Source organism: Devosia sp. Z6_126, from assembly GCF_058133495.1.
Genome location: NZ_JBYUNO010000002.1, coordinates 224,605 through 240,881 on the forward strand (window position 1 = coordinate 224,605; position 16,277 = coordinate 240,881).

The window sequence follows — 16,277 nt, forward strand, 5'->3', positions numbered from 1 at the left end:
ATGACAAGGAAAACCGCGATGGCTGCTTCCGAAGCGCTCGACCAAGTCTTTGTTCGCATTGAGAGGATTGCCACCCAACGCGCGCTGCCCGGCGTTGAACGATCAACCAGCTATGGCACGCCGGCGCTCAAGGTAAACGGCGCCACCTTCACCAGGCTCAAAGACGAGGAGACATTGGTGCTGCTGTGCCCCGAGGAGCAGAAGGCGCTGCTCATGGAGATATCGCCCGAGATCTATTTCGAGACCGACCATTATGTCGGCTGGCCGGCGGTGCTAGTCCGGCTGGAACGGATCAGCGATGAAGAACTAAGCCTGCGGCTGGAGGACGCCTGGCGCAGCAAGGCCCCTGCCCATCTTGCGGCGGAGCGCCCGTTGACGCCCCCGGCCTAACGGGGACCAGAAACAAGAAAGCCGCCCCGGAGGGCGGCTGTTCTGGTGTCACCCTGAAGGTGACTGGTGCGGTCGAGAAGACTCGAACTTCCACATCTTGCGATACAGCGACCTCAACGCTGCGCGTCTACCAATTCCGCCACGACCGCACGTCCTGGTAGAAGCACCGCCCTGGGGCGAAGCGAGACGGGGTTTAGCAAAGGTCCTTGAGAACCTCAAGCGCTTAAATTGCTTATCAAAGAGATCGGTGGAAAACCTACCCGCTCCCGGGCGGCTAAAAGCGCTTGCTGACCTTGTTGCGGACCAGGACCTGGAGCTGCCCATTGTCGACGCTGACCTCGCCATGGGCTACGAGCGTGTTGTTGGCATAGATGTGCAGCGGGTCGCTTTCCAGCGCATCCAGCTCGATCACGGCGCCGCGGCCCATCCGCAGCAGATGGTGGATGGGCATGGTGGTCGCGCCCAGCTCCACCGTGATTTCCACTTCAATATTGTCGAGAGTGTTCATAGATATCGGTTCAACCCCTGCGCCGCAGAAAGGCGATCCTCAGCTCATCATGGTTAGTGAAGCGTTAACGGCACCCCAAGCTTGCGACAGCGCAAGCAAATTGCGACGCGCTGATTCCCGGCCTGTCGAGTGGATGATCTCGTCCAGCCCCGTCCCTTATCCCATGGCACTTGGGGCCATGCGCGACCGGGCTGCGGCAATCGCGGCCGGCACTGCCGAGGAGGCAGTGTGGTTGCTGGAGCACCCACCGCTTTACACTGCCGGCACCTCCGCAGTGGCCGCAGACCTGTTGACGGATCGATTCCCAGTGTTCGAGGCCGGGCGCGGCGGACAATATACCTATCACGGCCCCGGCCAGCGCGTGGCTTACCTGATGCTCGATCTGCGCGAGCGCGGTCGCGACATTCGCTGCCTGGTGCAGGGGCTGGAGGGCTGGATTATCGACACCCTCGCTGCCCACAATATCGTCGGCGAGCGCAGCGAGGGGCGCATCGGCGTTTGGGTCAAGCGGCCCGACAAGGGCGCGGACCGCGAGGACAAGATCGCGGCATTGGGGGTGCGGGTCTCGAAATGGGTGACGTTCCACGGTATCTCGCTCAATATTGCGCCCGATCTCAGCCACTACGGCGGAATCGTGCCTTGCGGGATCACCGATCAAGGTGTGACGAGCTTTGAAGATCTGGGGCAGCTGGTCTCAATGCCTGAGGTCGACATGGCTCTGCGGGCGCAATTTGAGCGCCGCTTTGGTCCAACGCGCGACGGCTCGGCAGAAGAGCTTGTGCCCGAAGGCATCACTGACCAAGTTGTGACTTAATCGAATCGCGCCAAGCTCGAGGAAACTGCAATGACGCTCGACGACCTCAAACGCCTGTTCAGCCGACAGACATTGTTCAGGCTGGACGCGATCCTGGCGCCCAAGCTGGTGCCCATCCTTTATGCGTTGGGCTTGGCGGGTATCCTGCTTTGGGCCATTAGCCACCTGTTCTGGACCTTTGGCTTTGGCTTCGGCAATGGGCTTTGGGGCTTGCTCGAGATTGCCGTGTTCGGCCTGCTGTTGTTTGTTGGCCTCAGGATTGGCTGCGAGGCGCTGCTGGTGTGGTTCAAGACGCATGAGGGGCAAACCGAGCCGGTGACCCGTTCGCGCTATTCGAGCTCGCTGCTGGACGAAGTTCGAGACGCAATTCGCGATCTTGCCGAAGCGGGCGAGGAACGGGAGTTCGTTGAGACCGACGAATATGTGCTCAATGCCGTGGATGCGGTGACGGAACCCGATCTTGAGCCGGAAGATACGCTGCGCTCGCCGGCGACCAGGGCTGGCGAAGTGTTCAAGCCGCGCCGCACCGCCAAGCGGACGCCCCGGATCGACAGCGAGGAATAGGCCAGACGGCTTGTCGCAGGTAAAAAAGAGGCCGCCCCGAAATGATCGGGGCGGCCCTTGCTTTTCGCGGCGCGTCAGACGCGGCTGAGCGTGCGGTTGCGAGCGCGGGTATCGATGGCCCAATCGCCCGGGCCGGCAAAGACCAGGTAAAGGAAGATGAAGCAGTAAAGGGCTGCGGCATCGCCGCCATTACCCACTGGCCAGAAGTTCTGGGGGAAGTGGACCATGAAATAGGCCACGGCCATCATACCTGAAAGAACGAAGGCGACCGGACGGGTGAGGAACCCAACCAGGATCAGCAGACCACCAAAGGTCTCGAGAATGCCGGCAATCAGGAACAACCCTTCGGGGGTGCCCATGCCGGGGACCGGGAAACCAAACAGCTTCTGGGTGCCGTGTTCAATGAACAGCAGGGCGGTGACGATGCGCAGCACGGCGAGGGCCTGCGGCGCATAGGCGGAGAGACGATCGAACAAGTGTGCCTCCTTGGGGCAAGTGCTGCGCCGGTTTGACGCATTCAACCCTGCTAGCCTAGGTGGATCATTGTTAAAATCTGACCATATACGCACACACTGTTCACCAAGCGCACCCAACCCCGCACGTGGTGCAGGCCTGCTTCACGGCAGCGTTAAGGCCGGTTGATTGCGCTTTGGGCACAATTTCTGTATGAGGGCACCAATCCTTCACATCGGAAACCGTGCTCAATGAGCCAAGCGCCAAAAATTGGCCTCGTCAGCCTCGGCTGCCCCAAAGCCCTTGTCGATAGCGAACGCATCATGACGACGTTGCGCGCCCAGGGCTATTCGTTCTCTCGCGACTACCAGGGCGCGGACATTGTTCTTGTCAATACCTGTGGGTTTCTCGACAGCGCCAAGCAGGAAAGCCTCGAAGCGATCGGCGAAGCGCTCAACGAGAACGGCCGCGTGATCGTCACCGGCTGTCTGGGCGTCGAGGAAGAGCTGATCCGCCAGACTCATCCCAGCGTGCTCGCCGTTTCGGGCCCGCACCAGTATGAGTCGGTGGTCAATGCCGTCCACCAGCACCTGCCGCCGGTGCCGAACCGGTTCGTGGATTTGGTGCCTGAGCAGGGGCTGAAGCTGACCCCCCGGCACTATGCCTATCTCAAGATTTCCGAGGGCTGCAATAATCGCTGCTCGTTCTGCATCATCCCGCAGATCCGCGGTGACCTGGCCTCGCGCCCGGCTGCCGGCGTGCTGGGGGAAGCCGAGCGGCTGGTGAAGGGCGGCGCCAAGGAACTGCTGGTGATCTCGCAGGACACCAGCGCTTATGGTGTGGACCTGAAATATGCGACCTCCAACTATCGGGGCCGTCCGGTTGCCGCCAAGTTCTATGACCTGGCCAAGGAGCTGGGGGAGCTGGGCGCGTGGGTGCGCTTGCACTACGTCTACCCCTATCCCCATGTGGACCAGATCATTCCGCTGATGGCGGAAGGCAAGGTGCTGCCTTACCTCGATATTCCGTTCCAGCATGCGTCTCCGAGCGTGCTCAAGAACATGCGCCGCCCAGCCAACCAGGAAAAGACGCTCGATCGCATCAAGCGCTGGCGCGATATCTGCCCCGACCTGACCATCCGTTCGAACTTCATCGTGGGCTTCCCCGGCGAAACGGACGAGGACTTCGAGTTCCTGCTCGATTGGCTGGAAGAAGCCGAGATCGATCGTGCGGGCTGCTTCAAGTATGAGCCGGTCACCGGCGCACCGGCCAATGAGCTGGTTGGCATCGTGCCCGACGAAGTGGCCCAGGATCGCTTCGAGCAGCTGATGGAAGTGGCGCAGAACGTTTCGACCGGCCAGCTGGCCAAGAAGGTCGGTCGCACCATCGAAGTGCTGGTCGATGATATCGACAAAGCAGCCAACCGCGCCATCGCCCGCTCCAAGTGGGATGCGCCCGATATCGACGGACAGGTTGTGGTCAGCGATGCCACCGGCATCAAGCCGGGCGATCTGGTGCAGGTAGTGGTGACCGACAGCGACGAATACGACCTCTTCGCCGACCCGGTGCGCCCGAGCACGGTGGCGACGCCGGTGCGCTTCGAGACTGCTCCCCAGGCCTAGTGCCACACAACTTTATCGCGCCGGCCCCAGCGCCGGCGCAATGTCTTTCCGGTAAACTGCCCCTCGGGTAAATCGCTCATCCGCGCCAGTGCCTTAGGCTTTGACGCCGCCGGGCGCAGCGTGCATCTGGGCTGCATTGTTCCAGCGCAGCACACCGGAGCCAGCGTTCCCCATGAAGAAGATTCTTGCCGCAGCCATTGCCTCGCTGGCCCTGGCTGCAGGTCCTGCCGCGGCGCAGCCCACCGAAATCCTCAACGTGTCCTATGACATCGGCCGCGAGCTCTACGAGGCGGTGAACCTCGCCTTCGTGCCAAACTATGCGGAGAGCACCGGCACCACGCTCAATGTCAGCCAGTCCCATGCCGGCTCTTCGGCCCAGGCGCGCGCTGTCCTTGAGGGTCTGCAAGCCGATCTCGTTACCTTCAACCAGGTGACCGATATCAACATGCTAGCCCGGCAAGGCTTTGTGTCCGAGGACTGGCAGAGCGAGTTCCCCAACAACGCCTCGCCCTATTACTCGCTGCCCGCCTTTCTCGTGCGGGCTGGCAATCCCAAGAACATCGCCGATTGGGGCGATCTGGCGCGCGACGACGTCAAGGTGATCTTCCCCAATCCCAAGACCTCGGGCAATGGGCGCTACACCTATCTGGCCGCCCGCGCCTGGGCGCAGGAAGAGTTTGGCGGCGACGAGGCGCAGGTCGAGCAGTTCCTGACCAAGCTGTTCAGCAATGTTCCGGTGTTCGAGACCGGCGGGCGCGCCGCCACCACCGCCTTTGTGGAGCGCAACCTCGGCGATGTGCTGATCACCTTCGAAGCCGAAGTGCAGGGCATCCGGCACCAGCTTGGCGTCGACGAGTATGAGGCGGTGGTCCCCAGCATCAGCCTGCTTTCGGAATTCCCCGTAGCGGTGGTCGACAAGGTCGCTGATCAGCGCGGCACCCAGGAAATCGCCAAGGCTTATCTCGACTTCCTTTACACACCCGAAGGCCAGGAAATCCTTGCGGCTAACTTCAACCGCGTCCATGACGAGACGGTCGCTGCCGCCCATAAGGCCGACTTTCCCGAAGTGCGGCTGGTGACGGTGGAAGAGGCCTTTGGCGGCTGGGACAAGGTGACGGCGGATCATTTCGCCGATGGCGGATTGCTGGACCGCGTGTTCCTCAATCAATAAAGCTGAGCCGGGCGGCGCTCCTGTGGTGCGCTGCCCGATGCCGAGGACCGTATGGCCGCCGCTTCCCGACGCAATAACCTACTCCCCGGCTTTGGCGTAACGCTGGGGACCACCCTGCTCTATCTCGGCATCATCATCCTGCTACCCATTGCGGCCATGTTGCTGAAGGTGGCGGGGATGGGGCCGGCCGAGTTCTGGCGCATTGTTTCGTCGCCACGGTCGCTAGCCGCCTATCGGATCACCTTTTCTTCGGCGCTCATGGCCACCGCCTTCAACGGCGCCTTTGGCCTGCTGCTGGCCTGGGTGCTGACCCGCTACGAATTTGCCGGCAAGCGGGTGCTCGATACGCTGGTGGACCTCCCCTTCGCCCTGCCCACCGCCGTGGCAGGGCTCGTCCTCGTGACCCTCTTTGCCGATAATGGCTGGTATGGACAGTTGCTGGCGCCGATGGGACTACAGGTCAACTACACCCAGCTTGGCATCATTGTGGCCATGACATTCACCTCCATTCCCTTTGTGGTGCGCACGGTGCAACCGGTGCTCGAGGAAGCCAACCTTGAGCTCGAGGAAGCAGCAAGGACCCTTGGGGCAACGCCATGGCAGGTATTTGCCCGGGTGATATGGCCCACCATCTTGCCAGCCTTCATGGCCGGCTGCGTGCTGTCCTTTGCGCGCTCGCTCGGGGAGTTCGGCGCCGTGGTGTTCATCGCCGGCAACCTGCCAGGGCTAACCGAGATCGTGTCGCTGCTGATCTTTATCCGGCTCGACGAATATAACTACGAGGGTGCAGCGGCGCTGGCCTTTGTGCTGCTGCTGACCGCCTTTGGCACGCTGTTCCTGACCAATGCGCTCGCCGCCTGGCAGCTGCGCTACACGGATCGGAGCCGGATATGAGCCGGCTCGCCTCCGCCCCGCGCAGCCTCAGCGAGCGGCTGTTGATCGCCCTCGCGCTCGTGCTTTCGGGCCTCGTCCTCGTTGTGCCCTTGCTGCTGATTTTTGCGACGGCATTCCGCGAGGGGATCGGCGTTTACTTCAGCAATATCCTTGAGCCCAACACGGTCCACGCCATCTGGCTGACGGTGCTGACCTCGCTCGTCGTGGTGCCGATCAACATGGTGTTCGGGATCTGCGCGGCCTGGTTGGTGACCCGGTTCCGCTTTCCCGGACGGCAGCTGCTGGTGACGCTGATCGAGCTCCCGTTTTCGATCAGCCCCATTGTCGCGGGCGTGACTTATCTCTTCCTCTATGGCGGCCAAGGTCTGCTTGGGCCGGCGCTGCAAAGCGTAGGCATCCAGCTGATGTTCACGGTGTTTGCCATTTTCCTCGTGAGCCTGTTCGTTACTGCGCCCTTCGTCGCGCGCGAGCTCATCCCCTTGATGCAGCAGCAGGGAAGCGAGGACGAGGAGGCATCCCTGTCGCTCGGCGCCAATGGCTGGCAGATGTTTTGGTATGTCACCCTGCCCAATATTCGGTGGGCCCTGCTCTACGGGGCAGTGCTGTGCAATGCGCGCGTAATGGGGGAGTTTGGCGCGGTATCGGTGGTTGCCGGCTCCATTCGCGGGCAGACCAACACGCTGCCACTGCAGATCTCTCAGCTGTTCAACGACTTCAACGTCACCGGGGCCTTTGCCGCCGCATCGACCCTGGCGCTGATGGCGGTCGTAACATTGATCCTCAAATCGGTGCTCGGCCGTAACGCGGGCCGTGGATAGCGACCGCGTAAAGGTTCCACTCCGCAGGTGCGGCTTTTATTTTCCGGCTCTGGCATACAACGCCAGCCATGGGCGTTGCTCATGGCGAAATCCGGAGCCGTTATGACCACACCGCAGATGTTAGCCTTCCTTGTTATTGGCGCCATGATGGTCGCCTTTGTCTGGGGGAGGTGGCGATACGACGTTGTCGCCGTTGGTGCACTCCTTGCCGCCATGGCCGTGGGTATCGTGGCGCCTGAGGATGCCTTTAGCGGCTTTTCGGACGACATCGTCATCATCGTGGCCAGTGCCCTGATCGTCAGCGCCGCCATCGCCCGCTCCGGCGTCATGGAAGTGGCGGTGCGGCGCTTGGCACCGGGCTTGACCGCGCCACGCGCGCAATTGCTGTTGCTGGTGGTGGTGGTCACGGTGCTTTCCGCATTCGTCAAGAATATCGGCGCGCTGGCGATCATGATGCCCATCGCCTTCCAGATGGCGCGCCGCTCGGGCGTGTCGCCATCGCTGTTTCTGATGCCGATGTCGTTTGGCTCGCTCCTCGGCGGTCTGATGACCCAGATCGGCACCTCGCCTAATATCATTGTGTCGCGGGTGCGCGAGGAGTTGGTCGGCACGCCCTTCACCATGTTCGACTTCACCCCTGTGGGCGCGGCGCTCTCCGTGGTGGGTGTTGCCTTTCTCGTGCTGTGCTACCGCTTGCTCCCCGAGCGCCGACCGGCGGATGGCGGCATGGAATCCGCAGTCGACATCAAGAACTATACGACCGAAGCCCATGTGCTCGAGGATACTGGCGCGGTAGGGCTGCAGATCGGCGAATTGCAGGGGCTCGCGGACGGGCGGGCGATGGTGACGCGCATTCTCAGTGCTTCCGGACAGCGCCGTACACCCTTCCCGGACACCAAGCTCAAGGCGGGCGACACGCTACTGATTGAGGGTGAACCCGACGCGCTCGACAAGATGGTGGCGCAGGCAGGGCTTTCCTTTTCCGAGCGGCGCGACGCTATTGCCAATGCCTCCCAGGAAACCGGCACGATCGAAGCAATCGTGGGCGAGCGCTCGGACCTGATCGGCGCCACCGCGCAGGAACTGACGCTGTTCGATCGCACCGGGCTCAATCTTCTCGCGGTGAGCCGGCGCAATGAGCGCCTGACCGAGCGGCTGGGACAGATCCGGTTCCGCAATGGCGACGTGCTGCTGCTGCAGGGCGATCTCAACAAGCTGCCTGAATTGCTGCGCGAATGGGACTGCCTGCCCCTGGTGGAGCGTGGCTTACGCATTGGCAGCGTGCGCAACGGACTCGTGCCGCTCGGGATTTTGCTGGTGGCGATGGCAGCGACTGCCTTTGGAGTGGTGCCAGTAGCACCGGCGTTCTTTGCTGCGGCGGCCGCTATGGTGCTGACGCGCGCACTGCCGCTGCGGGAGGTTTATAATCGGATCGATGCGCCGATCCTGATCATGCTCGCTTGCCTCATCCCCGTCAGCGATTCGCTGCGCTCGACCGGCGGCACCGAGATCATCGCCGGCTGGCTTTCCGCCACCGCCAGCACCTTGCCGGGCTGGGGCGCTCTCGCCCTGATCATGGTTGCGGCCATGGCCGTGACCCCCTTCCTCAACAATGCGGCGACCGTTCTTGTGATGGCGCCGATTGCGGCGACCTTCGCCACCGATCTGGGCTATGCGCCCGAGGCGTTTCTGCTCGCGGTGGCGATCGGGGCCGGTTGCGATTTCCTCACGCCGATCGGGCATCAGTGCAACACGCTGGTGATGGTGCCGGGCGGGTACAAGTTCAGCGACTATGCGAGATTGGGGCTACCGCTATCGCTGCTGGTGATTCTGGTCGGGGTGCCGATGCTGATGCTGGTGTGGCCGTTCTAACGAGCTAGCGTGCTTGAGCGGGCCGATGCTCACCGGTAAGTTGCGGTACCGGAGACCGCGCCCTTCATGCACACATCCCACTCGATAGACCTGCCCGGCCAACCACCGCTCCTCCTGGGGCCCACCGCCAAGATCATGGGCATCCTCAATGTGACGCCCGATTCGTTTTCCGATGGCGGGCAACACAATCGGGTGGAAGCGGCTGTAGACCATTTTCGCATGATGGTGGCTGAGGGTGCAGATATCATCGATGTGGGCGGTGAAAGCACCCGCCCGGGCGCGGCATTGGTTGGCGTCCAGGAGGAACTGGACCGCGTTATGCCGGTGCTCGATGCGCTCCGTGCCGCCCAAATCGGGGTCCCGATTTCTATTGACACCTATAAGCCGCTGGTCGCCGATCAGGCGATCCAGGCGGGTGCCGCGATGATCAATGACGTTCATGGCCTGCAAGGCGATCCAGACATGGCTGCCGTGGCGGCGCTGCACGGGGTGCCGGTGATTGCCATGCACTGGGACAAGTCGCGCGACCCCGGCGACGATTTGTTGGCTGCCATGCAGAGCTATTGGGCGGGAACACTCGCGGTCGCCGAGGCGGCAGGGATCCGGCGTGAGCAGCTGATCGCGGACCCGGGCTTCGGCTTTGGCAAGAGCCTGGCCGAAAACTACGCCATGCTGACGCGGCTAGAGAAGGCGTGTTCCGCCGGGGACGGTGTGCAGTTGCCCATGCTGGTGGGGACATCGCGCAAGTCGATGATTGGCAAGGTGTTGGGCAACGAGCCCGAGGAGCGGCTCGCGGGTACGATCGCGAGCAATGTCTTGGCCTATAGCCATGGTGGCCATATCTTCCGGGTGCACGATGTGCGCGCGCATCGCGACGCGCTGCGCGTGGCGGAAGCGGCGCTATATGGCCCGCCGGCAGAAGGAAACAATTGAGATGAGCCAGCCATTCAGCGGCGACCGCATCATCCTGCGCGATCTCGGTTTTTACGGCTTCCACGGCTTGCTCAGCGAAGAACAAACGCTGGGCCAGCGCTTCTTTGTGGACCTTGAATGCGGGGTGGACCTGTCGGAGCCCGGCTATACCGACCAGATCGGCTCGACGGTCTCCTATGCCGAGATCTATGACGTGGTCAAAGCGGCCTTTGAAGGCAAGCGGGTCGATCTGATCGAGGCGCTGGGGCAGAACATCGTTGATGGCGTGTTCGCAGCCTTTGCCGATGTGCAGTGGATCGTGGTTCGGATCCGCAAGCCCGAAGCGCCGATCGCTATGGTGCGGGGGGAAGCGGCCATCGAGCTGCACCGTCAGCGGCCGGTCGCCTGATGGCACGGGCATGGCTCAGCCTGGGCGCCAATCTGGGCGATGCACCCGCCAATCTGGCGGAAGCCGTGCGGCGGATTGGTGAAGCGGACGGGGTCGCCGTCGTGGCGCAATCGGGCATGATCACGACCAAGCCCTGGGGCAAGACGGACCAGCCGGATTTTCTTAATCTGGCGCTAGAGATCAACACCGCGCTGGAACCCGTACCCTTGCTCGACGCGCTGCAGGCGATCGAAGCGGTGATGGGTCGGGAACGGCTCGAGCATTGGGGGCCGCGGCTGATCGATATCGATGTGGTAACCTATGAGCGGCTGGAGATGGATACGGCAAGGCTGACCTTGCCGCATCGCTATGCCCATGAACGCGACTTCGTGCTCGATCCGCTGCGGGAGATTGCGCCCGAAGTGGCGCAGTGGCTGACCAGCCGGCGCAGTTAGGGGCGCAGGTGCTCCAAGACGCCGACGGCGGCATCGAATTCGATGCGGCGGCGGGCGCGGCGATAGGCGGCTTCCTCGTCCTCGCCCCACTGGCCGATCTGGAAATCCTCGTCGAGATGGGCGGCCGTCCAGACATGGTCGGGGGTAAAGAGCTTGTGCCAAAGACCCAGCGCCAGCAGCCCCGAGCCGGTGAGCCCGGTGATGGAGACCAGTGCCGTCAGCACCAGCAGGTTCTCGCTTTCGAGCTCTTCGGCGAGCCGGCTCAGCGTTGCTGCAGGTTGCTCCTGGTGCACAATGCCGACCGTGGGCTGGAAACGAACGCCAAAATGGCGGGCCAGTAACACGAGCGCGTTGTCCCAAACGGCTTCCTGTTCGGCCACCAGCTCGCGCGGCGCTTCGGCGCGGTAGAGCATCAGGTCGCCGCCGGCGAATTTGATGATCTCGGCGCGCAATGCGGGCACCAACTCCTCGCCGCTTTCGATGGCTGAATTGATCAGCCGGACGGTGGGCATGGTGGTGGCGTCGATGCGTTCGCCCTGCGCCGCCCATTCCTCGGCCATGGTGGTGGCAATCCCGGCAGCGGGCACGACGATGGGCAATTTGCGCCCGGGCGTGCGCGTGGGGCGACCATCGAGGGTGACGACGAAGCCACCGTCAACCGGAGCGACGCCCATGTCCTTGTAGAAGCGGACGGGCAGCTCGACCTTGTCGAGTTCCTGGGCACGGCCATAGCCGTCATCGAGGTGCTTCTGGATGTCTTCAAGCTGGTCGCGCATGCTCTTGCTCCATCAGCTGTTCAACCGCGGCGTCGAGCTGATCAAACGTGTCGATCAGGATATCGGCTCCGGCCGCGAGCAATTCATCGGCTTCGTGATAACCCCAGCTAACCCCGATCGCCCATGCGCCGGCAGCCTTGCCCATCTCGATGTCAAAGGTAGTGTCGCCCACCATGATCGTATCCGTGGCCAGGGCGCCGCGTTCGTCCATGGCGCGGTGAATCATGCCGGGGTGAGGCTTGGAGGGATTGTGGTCGGGCGTCTGGAAGCTGACGAAATGACCGGCAATGCCATGCAGCGCCAGGATGCGCTCGACGCCAGCCAAGCCTTTGCCGGTGGCGATGCCGAGTTCAGTGTCGCTGCGCACGCGCAGCCGGTTCAGCGCATCAAGCGCGCCGGGGAACAGCGCTTCGCGGCTGCTGTCCGCTACGAGCGAGGCGCGATAGTGCGCCTTGTACGCATCGACCATGGGATCGATGATGGCGGGATCATCATTGCCGGCCAGACGCCCCAGCGCCAGTGGCAGCGACAAGCCGATGACCCGGCGCGCTTCGGCTGGCGTGGGCGGGCGCAGGCCGGCATCCTCGAAAGTGCGGGCCATGTGCTCGGCAATCAGGGCCTGCGTGTCGATCAGCGTGCCGTCCATGTCGAACATGATAAGGTTCATGCCGCTTCCTCCGGATCATCGCCCTGAACATCGTAGCGGTCGGGATCAAAGCCGAGCGCTTCAAAGCTCTGGCGCATATGGGGCGGCAGCGGGGCGGAGATATCGAGGCGCTTGCCACCACGCAGGGGCAGAGCGATGCGGCGGGCGTGAAGATGAAGCCCCTCCCCCAGCCCTTCGGCAGGCTGCCAGTTCTCGATATTGAAATAGCGGGGATCGCCGATGATGGGCGTGCCGAGCTGGGCCATATGGACGCGCAGCTGGTGGGTGCGGCCGGTGACGGGCTTGAGGGTCACCCAGGCAAAGCGACGGCTCGCAGTATCAGTGGTGGAATAATAGCTGGTGGAATGCTGCGCGCCGGGCGTGCCGTTGCGCACCACGACCATCTGCTCGCCATCGGTGGTCGACTGCTTGGCCAAAAAGCAGGAGATCTCGCCTTGGCGCGGCGTGGGATTGCCCGCGACGATGGCCCAGTAGATCTTGCGAGCCGAGCGGGAGCGGAAGACCGAGCCGAAATGGCTGGCGGCAGCATGGGTCTTGGCGACCACAAGGCACCCCGAGGTGTCGCGGTCCAGACGGTGCACCAGCCGGGGAGCTTCGCCCTTCTTGTTGGGCAGGCTCTTGAGCATGCCATCGATGTGTCGCTTGGTGCCGCTGCCGCCCTGCACGGCAAGGCCGGCAGGCTTGTTGAAGACATAAATGTCGTCGTCCTCATACAGGATGAGGTCGCGCAGGAACTGCGCGTCGGCATTGCTGACCTTGGGCGGCCGGGGCGCTTCGGCATCGTCGATGGGCGGGATGCGCACGGTCTGGCCGGCCGAGAGCCGCGTGCTGGTTTGCACCCGGCCCTTATCGACACGCACCTCACCATTGCGGATCAGCTTTTGCAGCCGTCCGAAACCAAGCTGGGGGAAATTCTGCGCAAACCAGCGATCCAGACGCATACCGTCTTCATCGCCGCTCACTTGGCGCTGCTGCACCGCACTCATGTCAGGCTGCCTCGCGTGACCAAAAGCCCCAGATACAGCCCCGCCACCGAAACAGCAACCGATGCCAGCACATAGAGAGCGGCCTGGAGGAGTGCGCCGCGCTCGATCAGCGTCAAAGTGTCCAGCGAAAAGCTCGAAAACGTCGTGAAACCGCCCAGAACGCCCACTGCGGCAAAGAGCCTCGCTTCCTCAGCCCAACTCGGGCTCCAGCGCACAAGCGAGCCCACCAGCAGCCCCATGGCCACAGAGCCCGCAATGTTGACCAGCAAAATAGCGAAGGGGAAGCCTGAGGGTAGCATACGCCCCAGAATCGTCGAGGCGCCGAAGCGCCCCATCGCACCCAAAGCGCCGCCGCAGGCAATCAACAGATAACCACTCATGCACTTGCTCCTTGCTCCCCATGGCGGTTTAGCCACAGTTCAAACAAATGCAAGAAGGCCGGTGTTGGCACGGGAACAGTTCCAAGTCTCAGCTATTGGGCAACAAAGTGACTGGGGCAGATAATGACCGTTTTTGATCAGGGGCTTGCGCTCGGCGTTCGTTCCATGGGGATGGCCCTGGCCATGCTGGCTCTCGCGGGATGCGTGAGCATCAGCAGCCGGTTGCCGGCCGTACCGGCAGCGCTGACCGAACAGGCCGGCATCCCGGGCTCGGCCATTGACGCCGATATTCGCTATTGGGGCGACGAAACCGCCGAGATGAAGGCCGCGGACCTGCGCGACGCGGGCGATGGCAGCATCGATTACCTGACGCTTTCGGGCGGCGGCATCAATGGCGCCTATGGCGCGGGCTATCTGGTGGGCTGGACGGCGCGCGGGGACCGGCCGCAATTCGAGGTCGTCACCGGCATCAGCGTCGGCGCCATGATCGCGCCCATGGCATTCCTTGGCCCGCGCTATGACAGCCGGCTGCAGGCGATCTTCGCCGATCTGGCGTTGCAGCGCTCACCCGCCCTCGACTTCGTTTCAGCCGTGCTGGGCGCGCCCTCGATCGCCAGCAACCGCCCGCTCATCAATGCCATTGCCCGCCTTGTCGATGCACAGGCCCTTGATGAGATTGCCATTGAGCACAAAAAAGGACGGCGCCTGCTGATCGGGACCACCAATCTGGATGCCGAGCGGCCGGTGGTGTGGGATATCGGCGCCATCGCCGTCAGTGCCATTCCCAACAAGCTGCGGCTGGTGCGCCAGATCATCCTGGCCTCGGCGGCGGTCCCGGGCATTTATCCGCCTGTGCTGATCAATGTTGCTGCAGGCGGCCGAGGCTATGACGAACTGCATGTGGATGGCGGGGTGACGCAGAACCTGGTTCTGCTGCCGGGCGGATTTGATGGGCTGCCGGGCGCCGCCTCCCGCAACCGGCACCTCTATGTCATTTATAACGGCACCATCGCTCCTACCCGCGAGCCGGTGCAGATGACCAGCGCCTCGATCCTGGGCCGTTCGATCCCGACGCTGCTGAAGTATCGCGGACGCAGCGACATCGCCGTGCTTTCGTCCATGGTGGCGGAAAGCGGCATCGACTACAGCCTTACGGCCATTCCCCCGGAGTTCCCAAGCACGGATAATCTGTTTGGCAGCCCGCAATGGCTGGTGGCGCTCTATAACTATGGCTTTGAAAGCGGCAAGGCCGGCGTGTGGCAGCAGGAGGACTAGTCGTCCTCCTCCCGGCCTGCCTTTTCGGTACGCAGACGGGCGAAATAATCGAGCCGCTTACCGAGGTCCCGTTCAAAGCCGCGGCCAACCGGATGATAAAAGCTCTGCCGCCCAAGCTTTTCGGGGAAGTACTCCTGCCCCGAAAAGCCTTCGGGCGTGTCGTGGTCATAGATATAGCCATCGCCATAACCCGAGCCCTTCATCAGCTTGGTGGGCGCGTTCAGAATGGTCATCGGCGGCATGGGCGAACCGGTGGACTTGGCAAGGCTGGTTGCGGCCTTGAACGCCGTGTAGACGGCGTTCGATTTGGGCGCGAGAGCCAGGTAGACCACGACCTGTGCGAGGGCGAGTTCGCCTTCGGGTGAACCCAGCATCTGGTAAGCGTCGCGGGCAGCGACGGCCTGGGGCAGCGCCTGCGGGTCAGCCAGGCCGATGTCTTCCACGGCCATGCGGATGAGGCGGCGGGCGAGGAACAGCGGATCTTCCCCGGCGTCGAGCATGCGCGCGAAATAATAAAGCGCCGCATCCGGGTCCGAGCCGCGCACGGTCTTGTGCAGCGCGGAGATCAGATTGTAGTGCCCGTCCTGGGCCTTGTCGTAGATGGGCGCGCGGCGCTGCACGACGGTCAGAAGCGCGGCGGCATCGAGAATCTCGCCAGGCTTGGCCGAGGCCAGTACTTCTTCCACCAGCCCTAGCAAGGCGCGGCCGTCGCCATCGGCAAGGGTTAGAAGCGTCGCGCGGGCATCGGGCTCCAGCGGCAACGCAGCCCCGCCAAGCGCTTCGGCACGCCCGACGAGTTTTTCCAAATCTTCGAGGCTGAGCGATTCGAAGCGCAGCACCTGGCTGCGCGAGAGCAAGGCGGCGTTGAGTTCAAAGCTGGGGTTTTCGGTCGTGGCGCCGACCAGCACCACAGTGCCGTCTTCCATCACCGGCAGAAAGCCATCCTGCTGGGCGCGATTGAAGCGGTGGATTTCGTCCACGAACAGCAGCGTCTTCTTGCCGGAAAGCCGAACGAAGCGAGCCCGCTCAAACACCTTCTTGAGATCGGCCACGCCGGAAAACACCGCCGAGATCTGCTCGAACTCATAGCCGATCTGATCGGCGAGGAGACGCGCCACCGTGGTCTTGCCGGTGCCGGGCGGGCCCCACAGGATCAGCGACCCCAGCCGGCCAGAGGCAATCATGCGGCGCAGCGTTCCATCGGGCCCGAGCAGGTGGGTCTGCCCGATCACCTCATCGAGGCTGCGCGGACGCAACTGATCGGCCAGAGGGCGGGCGCGATCCTCGTCGGACTGATCGGTCGGGGTGGCGAAAAGATCGGCCATGGGGCTC

At 63.1% G+C, this 16,277-nt stretch carries 19 protein-coding genes and 1 tRNA gene; 12 read left to right on the forward strand and 8 right to left on the reverse strand.

Annotation, left to right across the window (positions count from 1 at the left end):
- Positions 1-18 precede the first annotated feature (18 nt).
- Entirely contained in the window at positions 19-390 is a 372-nt protein-coding gene (locus tag AC3YOG_RS07885; protein ID WP_489934700.1) for an MmcQ/YjbR family DNA-binding protein, read from the forward strand.
- 64 nt (positions 391-454) lie between these two features.
- Here the strand turns inward: AC3YOG_RS07885 and AC3YOG_RS07890 are convergent.
- Together AC3YOG_RS07890 and AC3YOG_RS07895 are read right to left on the reverse strand one after the other, a co-directional pair.
- Positions 455-539, reverse strand: a tRNA-Leu gene (locus AC3YOG_RS07890).
- A 125-nt stretch (positions 540-664) separates the two neighbouring features.
- Entirely contained in the window at positions 665-898 is a 234-nt protein-coding gene (locus AC3YOG_RS07895) for a FliM/FliN family flagellar motor switch protein (protein WP_489934701.1), read from the reverse strand.
- A gap of 49 nt (positions 899-947) precedes the next feature.
- Here AC3YOG_RS07895 and lipB point away from each other — a divergent pair, with 49 nt between their 5' ends.
- Together lipB and AC3YOG_RS07905 are read left to right on the forward strand one after the other, a co-directional pair.
- Positions 948-1,712 (forward strand): lipoyl(octanoyl) transferase LipB, encoded by a 765-nt coding sequence (gene lipB, locus AC3YOG_RS07900; protein ID WP_489934702.1) that lies wholly within the window; start codon positions 948-950, stop codon positions 1,710-1,712.
- A 30-nt stretch (positions 1,713-1,742) separates the two neighbouring features.
- Positions 1,743-2,276 (forward strand): DUF4282 domain-containing protein, encoded by a 534-nt coding sequence (locus tag AC3YOG_RS07905; protein WP_127752942.1) that lies wholly within the window; start codon positions 1,743-1,745, stop codon positions 2,274-2,276.
- A 74-nt stretch (positions 2,277-2,350) separates the two neighbouring features.
- Here the strand turns inward: AC3YOG_RS07905 and AC3YOG_RS07910 are convergent, their stop codons facing one another.
- Positions 2,351-2,752, reverse strand: a complete 402-nt coding sequence (locus tag AC3YOG_RS07910; RefSeq protein ID WP_248305279.1) for a DoxX family protein — start codon at positions 2,750-2,752, stop codon at positions 2,351-2,353.
- A gap of 228 nt (positions 2,753-2,980) precedes the next feature.
- Here AC3YOG_RS07910 and rimO point away from each other — a divergent pair, with 228 nt between their 5' ends.
- The 8 genes from rimO (at position 2,981) to folK (ending at position 10,861) form a co-directional block, all read left to right on the forward strand.
- The gene (gene rimO, locus AC3YOG_RS07915; protein ID WP_489934703.1) at positions 2,981-4,351 is read left to right on the forward strand and encodes a 30S ribosomal protein S12 methylthiotransferase RimO; all 1,371 of its coding nucleotides are present in this window, start codon (positions 2,981-2,983) and stop codon (positions 4,349-4,351) included.
- Positions 4,352-4,523: 172 nt separating this feature from the next.
- On the forward strand, positions 4,524-5,522 hold the full coding sequence (gene cysP / locus AC3YOG_RS07920; protein WP_489934704.1) for a thiosulfate ABC transporter substrate-binding protein CysP: 999 nt from the start codon (positions 4,524-4,526) through the stop codon (positions 5,520-5,522).
- Between the two features lie 51 nt (positions 5,523-5,573).
- Positions 5,574-6,416 carry a sulfate ABC transporter permease subunit CysT gene (gene cysT / locus AC3YOG_RS07925; protein WP_127752938.1) on the forward strand — a complete coding sequence of 281 codons (843 nt, stop codon included), beginning with the start codon at positions 5,574-5,576 and terminating at the stop codon, positions 6,414-6,416.
- On the forward strand, positions 6,413-7,234 hold the full coding sequence (cysW, locus tag AC3YOG_RS07930; RefSeq protein ID WP_489934705.1) for a sulfate ABC transporter permease subunit CysW: 822 nt from the start codon (positions 6,413-6,415) through the stop codon (positions 7,232-7,234). The genes cysT and cysW overlap by 4 nt, the downstream gene beginning before the upstream one ends.
- A gap of 102 nt (positions 7,235-7,336) precedes the next feature.
- Positions 7,337-9,106 carry an SLC13 family permease gene (locus AC3YOG_RS07935; RefSeq protein WP_489934706.1) on the forward strand — a complete coding sequence of 590 codons (1,770 nt, stop codon included), beginning with the start codon at positions 7,337-7,339 and terminating at the stop codon, positions 9,104-9,106.
- Between the two features lie 66 nt (positions 9,107-9,172).
- On the forward strand, positions 9,173-10,039 hold the full coding sequence (gene folP / locus AC3YOG_RS07940; protein ID WP_489934707.1) for a dihydropteroate synthase: 867 nt from the start codon (positions 9,173-9,175) through the stop codon (positions 10,037-10,039).
- A gap of 1 nt (position 10,040) precedes the next feature.
- Positions 10,041-10,427 (forward strand): dihydroneopterin aldolase, encoded by a 387-nt coding sequence (gene folB / locus AC3YOG_RS07945; protein ID WP_172123161.1) that lies wholly within the window; start codon positions 10,041-10,043, stop codon positions 10,425-10,427.
- Complete coding sequence (gene folK, locus AC3YOG_RS07950; protein ID WP_489934708.1) at positions 10,427-10,861, forward strand: 2-amino-4-hydroxy-6-hydroxymethyldihydropteridine diphosphokinase; 435 nt, start codon at positions 10,427-10,429, stop codon at positions 10,859-10,861. The genes folB and folK overlap by 1 nt, the downstream gene beginning before the upstream one ends.
- Here folK and AC3YOG_RS07955 read toward each other — a convergent pair.
- Genes AC3YOG_RS07955 through crcB form a run of 4 tightly spaced genes read right to left on the reverse strand, consistent with a single transcriptional unit; the run spans position 10,858 to position 13,670 of the window.
- Positions 10,858-11,637 carry an ATP12 family chaperone protein gene (locus AC3YOG_RS07955; RefSeq protein ID WP_489934709.1) on the reverse strand — a complete coding sequence of 260 codons (780 nt, stop codon included), beginning with the start codon at positions 11,635-11,637 and terminating at the stop codon, positions 10,858-10,860. The genes folK and AC3YOG_RS07955 overlap by 4 nt on opposite strands.
- Positions 11,621-12,304: an HAD-IA family hydrolase gene (locus tag AC3YOG_RS07960; RefSeq protein WP_489934710.1), complete on the reverse strand. Its 684-nt coding sequence runs from the start codon at positions 12,302-12,304 to the stop codon at positions 11,621-11,623. Before AC3YOG_RS07960 ends, AC3YOG_RS07955 begins: the two co-directional genes overlap by 17 nt.
- On the reverse strand, positions 12,301-13,290 hold the full coding sequence (locus AC3YOG_RS07965) for an RluA family pseudouridine synthase (RefSeq protein ID WP_489934711.1): 990 nt from the start codon (positions 13,288-13,290) through the stop codon (positions 12,301-12,303). Before AC3YOG_RS07965 ends, AC3YOG_RS07960 begins: the two co-directional genes overlap by 4 nt.
- Positions 13,287-13,670, reverse strand: a complete 384-nt coding sequence (crcB, locus tag AC3YOG_RS07970) for a fluoride efflux transporter CrcB (protein WP_127752929.1) — start codon at positions 13,668-13,670, stop codon at positions 13,287-13,289. Before crcB ends, AC3YOG_RS07965 begins: the two co-directional genes overlap by 4 nt.
- 123 nt (positions 13,671-13,793) lie before the next feature.
- Here crcB and AC3YOG_RS07975 point away from each other — a divergent pair, with 123 nt between their 5' ends.
- Complete coding sequence (locus tag AC3YOG_RS07975) at positions 13,794-14,945, forward strand: patatin-like phospholipase family protein (RefSeq protein WP_127752928.1); 1,152 nt, start codon at positions 13,794-13,796, stop codon at positions 14,943-14,945.
- Here the strand turns inward: AC3YOG_RS07975 and AC3YOG_RS07980 are convergent.
- A complete protein-coding gene (locus AC3YOG_RS07980) occupies positions 14,942-16,270 on the reverse strand; it encodes a replication-associated recombination protein A (RefSeq protein ID WP_489934712.1) in 1,329 nt (442 codons plus the stop codon). The two genes, AC3YOG_RS07975 and AC3YOG_RS07980, sit on opposite strands and share 4 nt — an antisense overlap.
- Positions 16,271-16,277 lie beyond the last annotated feature (7 nt).

Bases quoted from the DNA above. Each gene is read 5' to 3' on its own strand.
- AC3YOG_RS07885 (WP_489934700.1), top strand. From the start codon at position 19: ATGGCTGCTTCCGAAGCGCTCGACCAAGTCTTTGTTCGCATTGAGAGG.
- AC3YOG_RS07895 (WP_489934701.1), bottom strand. From the start codon at position 898: ATGAACACTCTCGACAATATTGAAGTGGAAATCACGGTGGAGCTGGGC.
- lipB (WP_489934702.1), top strand. From the start codon at position 948: ATGGTTAGTGAAGCGTTAACGGCACCCCAAGCTTGCGACAGCGCAAGC.
- AC3YOG_RS07905 (WP_127752942.1), top strand. From the start codon at position 1,743: ATGACGCTCGACGACCTCAAACGCCTGTTCAGCCGACAGACATTGTTC.
- rimO (WP_489934703.1), top strand. From the start codon at position 2,981: ATGAGCCAAGCGCCAAAAATTGGCCTCGTCAGCCTCGGCTGCCCCAAA.
- cysP (WP_489934704.1), top strand. From the start codon at position 4,524: ATGAAGAAGATTCTTGCCGCAGCCATTGCCTCGCTGGCCCTGGCTGCA.
- cysT (WP_127752938.1), top strand. From the start codon at position 5,574: ATGGCCGCCGCTTCCCGACGCAATAACCTACTCCCCGGCTTTGGCGTA.
- cysW (WP_489934705.1), top strand. From the start codon at position 6,413: ATGAGCCGGCTCGCCTCCGCCCCGCGCAGCCTCAGCGAGCGGCTGTTG.
- AC3YOG_RS07935 (WP_489934706.1), top strand. From the start codon at position 7,337: ATGACCACACCGCAGATGTTAGCCTTCCTTGTTATTGGCGCCATGATG.
- folP (WP_489934707.1), top strand. From the start codon at position 9,173: ATGCACACATCCCACTCGATAGACCTGCCCGGCCAACCACCGCTCCTC.
- folB (WP_172123161.1), top strand. From the start codon at position 10,041: ATGAGCCAGCCATTCAGCGGCGACCGCATCATCCTGCGCGATCTCGGT.
- folK (WP_489934708.1), top strand. From the start codon at position 10,427: ATGGCACGGGCATGGCTCAGCCTGGGCGCCAATCTGGGCGATGCACCC.
- AC3YOG_RS07955 (WP_489934709.1), bottom strand. From the start codon at position 11,637: ATGCGCGACCAGCTTGAAGACATCCAGAAGCACCTCGATGACGGCTAT.
- AC3YOG_RS07960 (WP_489934710.1), bottom strand. From the start codon at position 12,304: ATGAACCTTATCATGTTCGACATGGACGGCACGCTGATCGACACGCAG.
- AC3YOG_RS07965 (WP_489934711.1), bottom strand. From the start codon at position 13,290: ATGAGTGCGGTGCAGCAGCGCCAAGTGAGCGGCGATGAAGACGGTATG.
- crcB (WP_127752929.1), bottom strand. From the start codon at position 13,670: ATGAGTGGTTATCTGTTGATTGCCTGCGGCGGCGCTTTGGGTGCGATG.
- AC3YOG_RS07975 (WP_127752928.1), top strand. From the start codon at position 13,794: ATGACCGTTTTTGATCAGGGGCTTGCGCTCGGCGTTCGTTCCATGGGG.
- AC3YOG_RS07980 (WP_489934712.1), bottom strand. From the start codon at position 16,270: ATGGCCGATCTTTTCGCCACCCCGACCGATCAGTCCGACGAGGATCGC.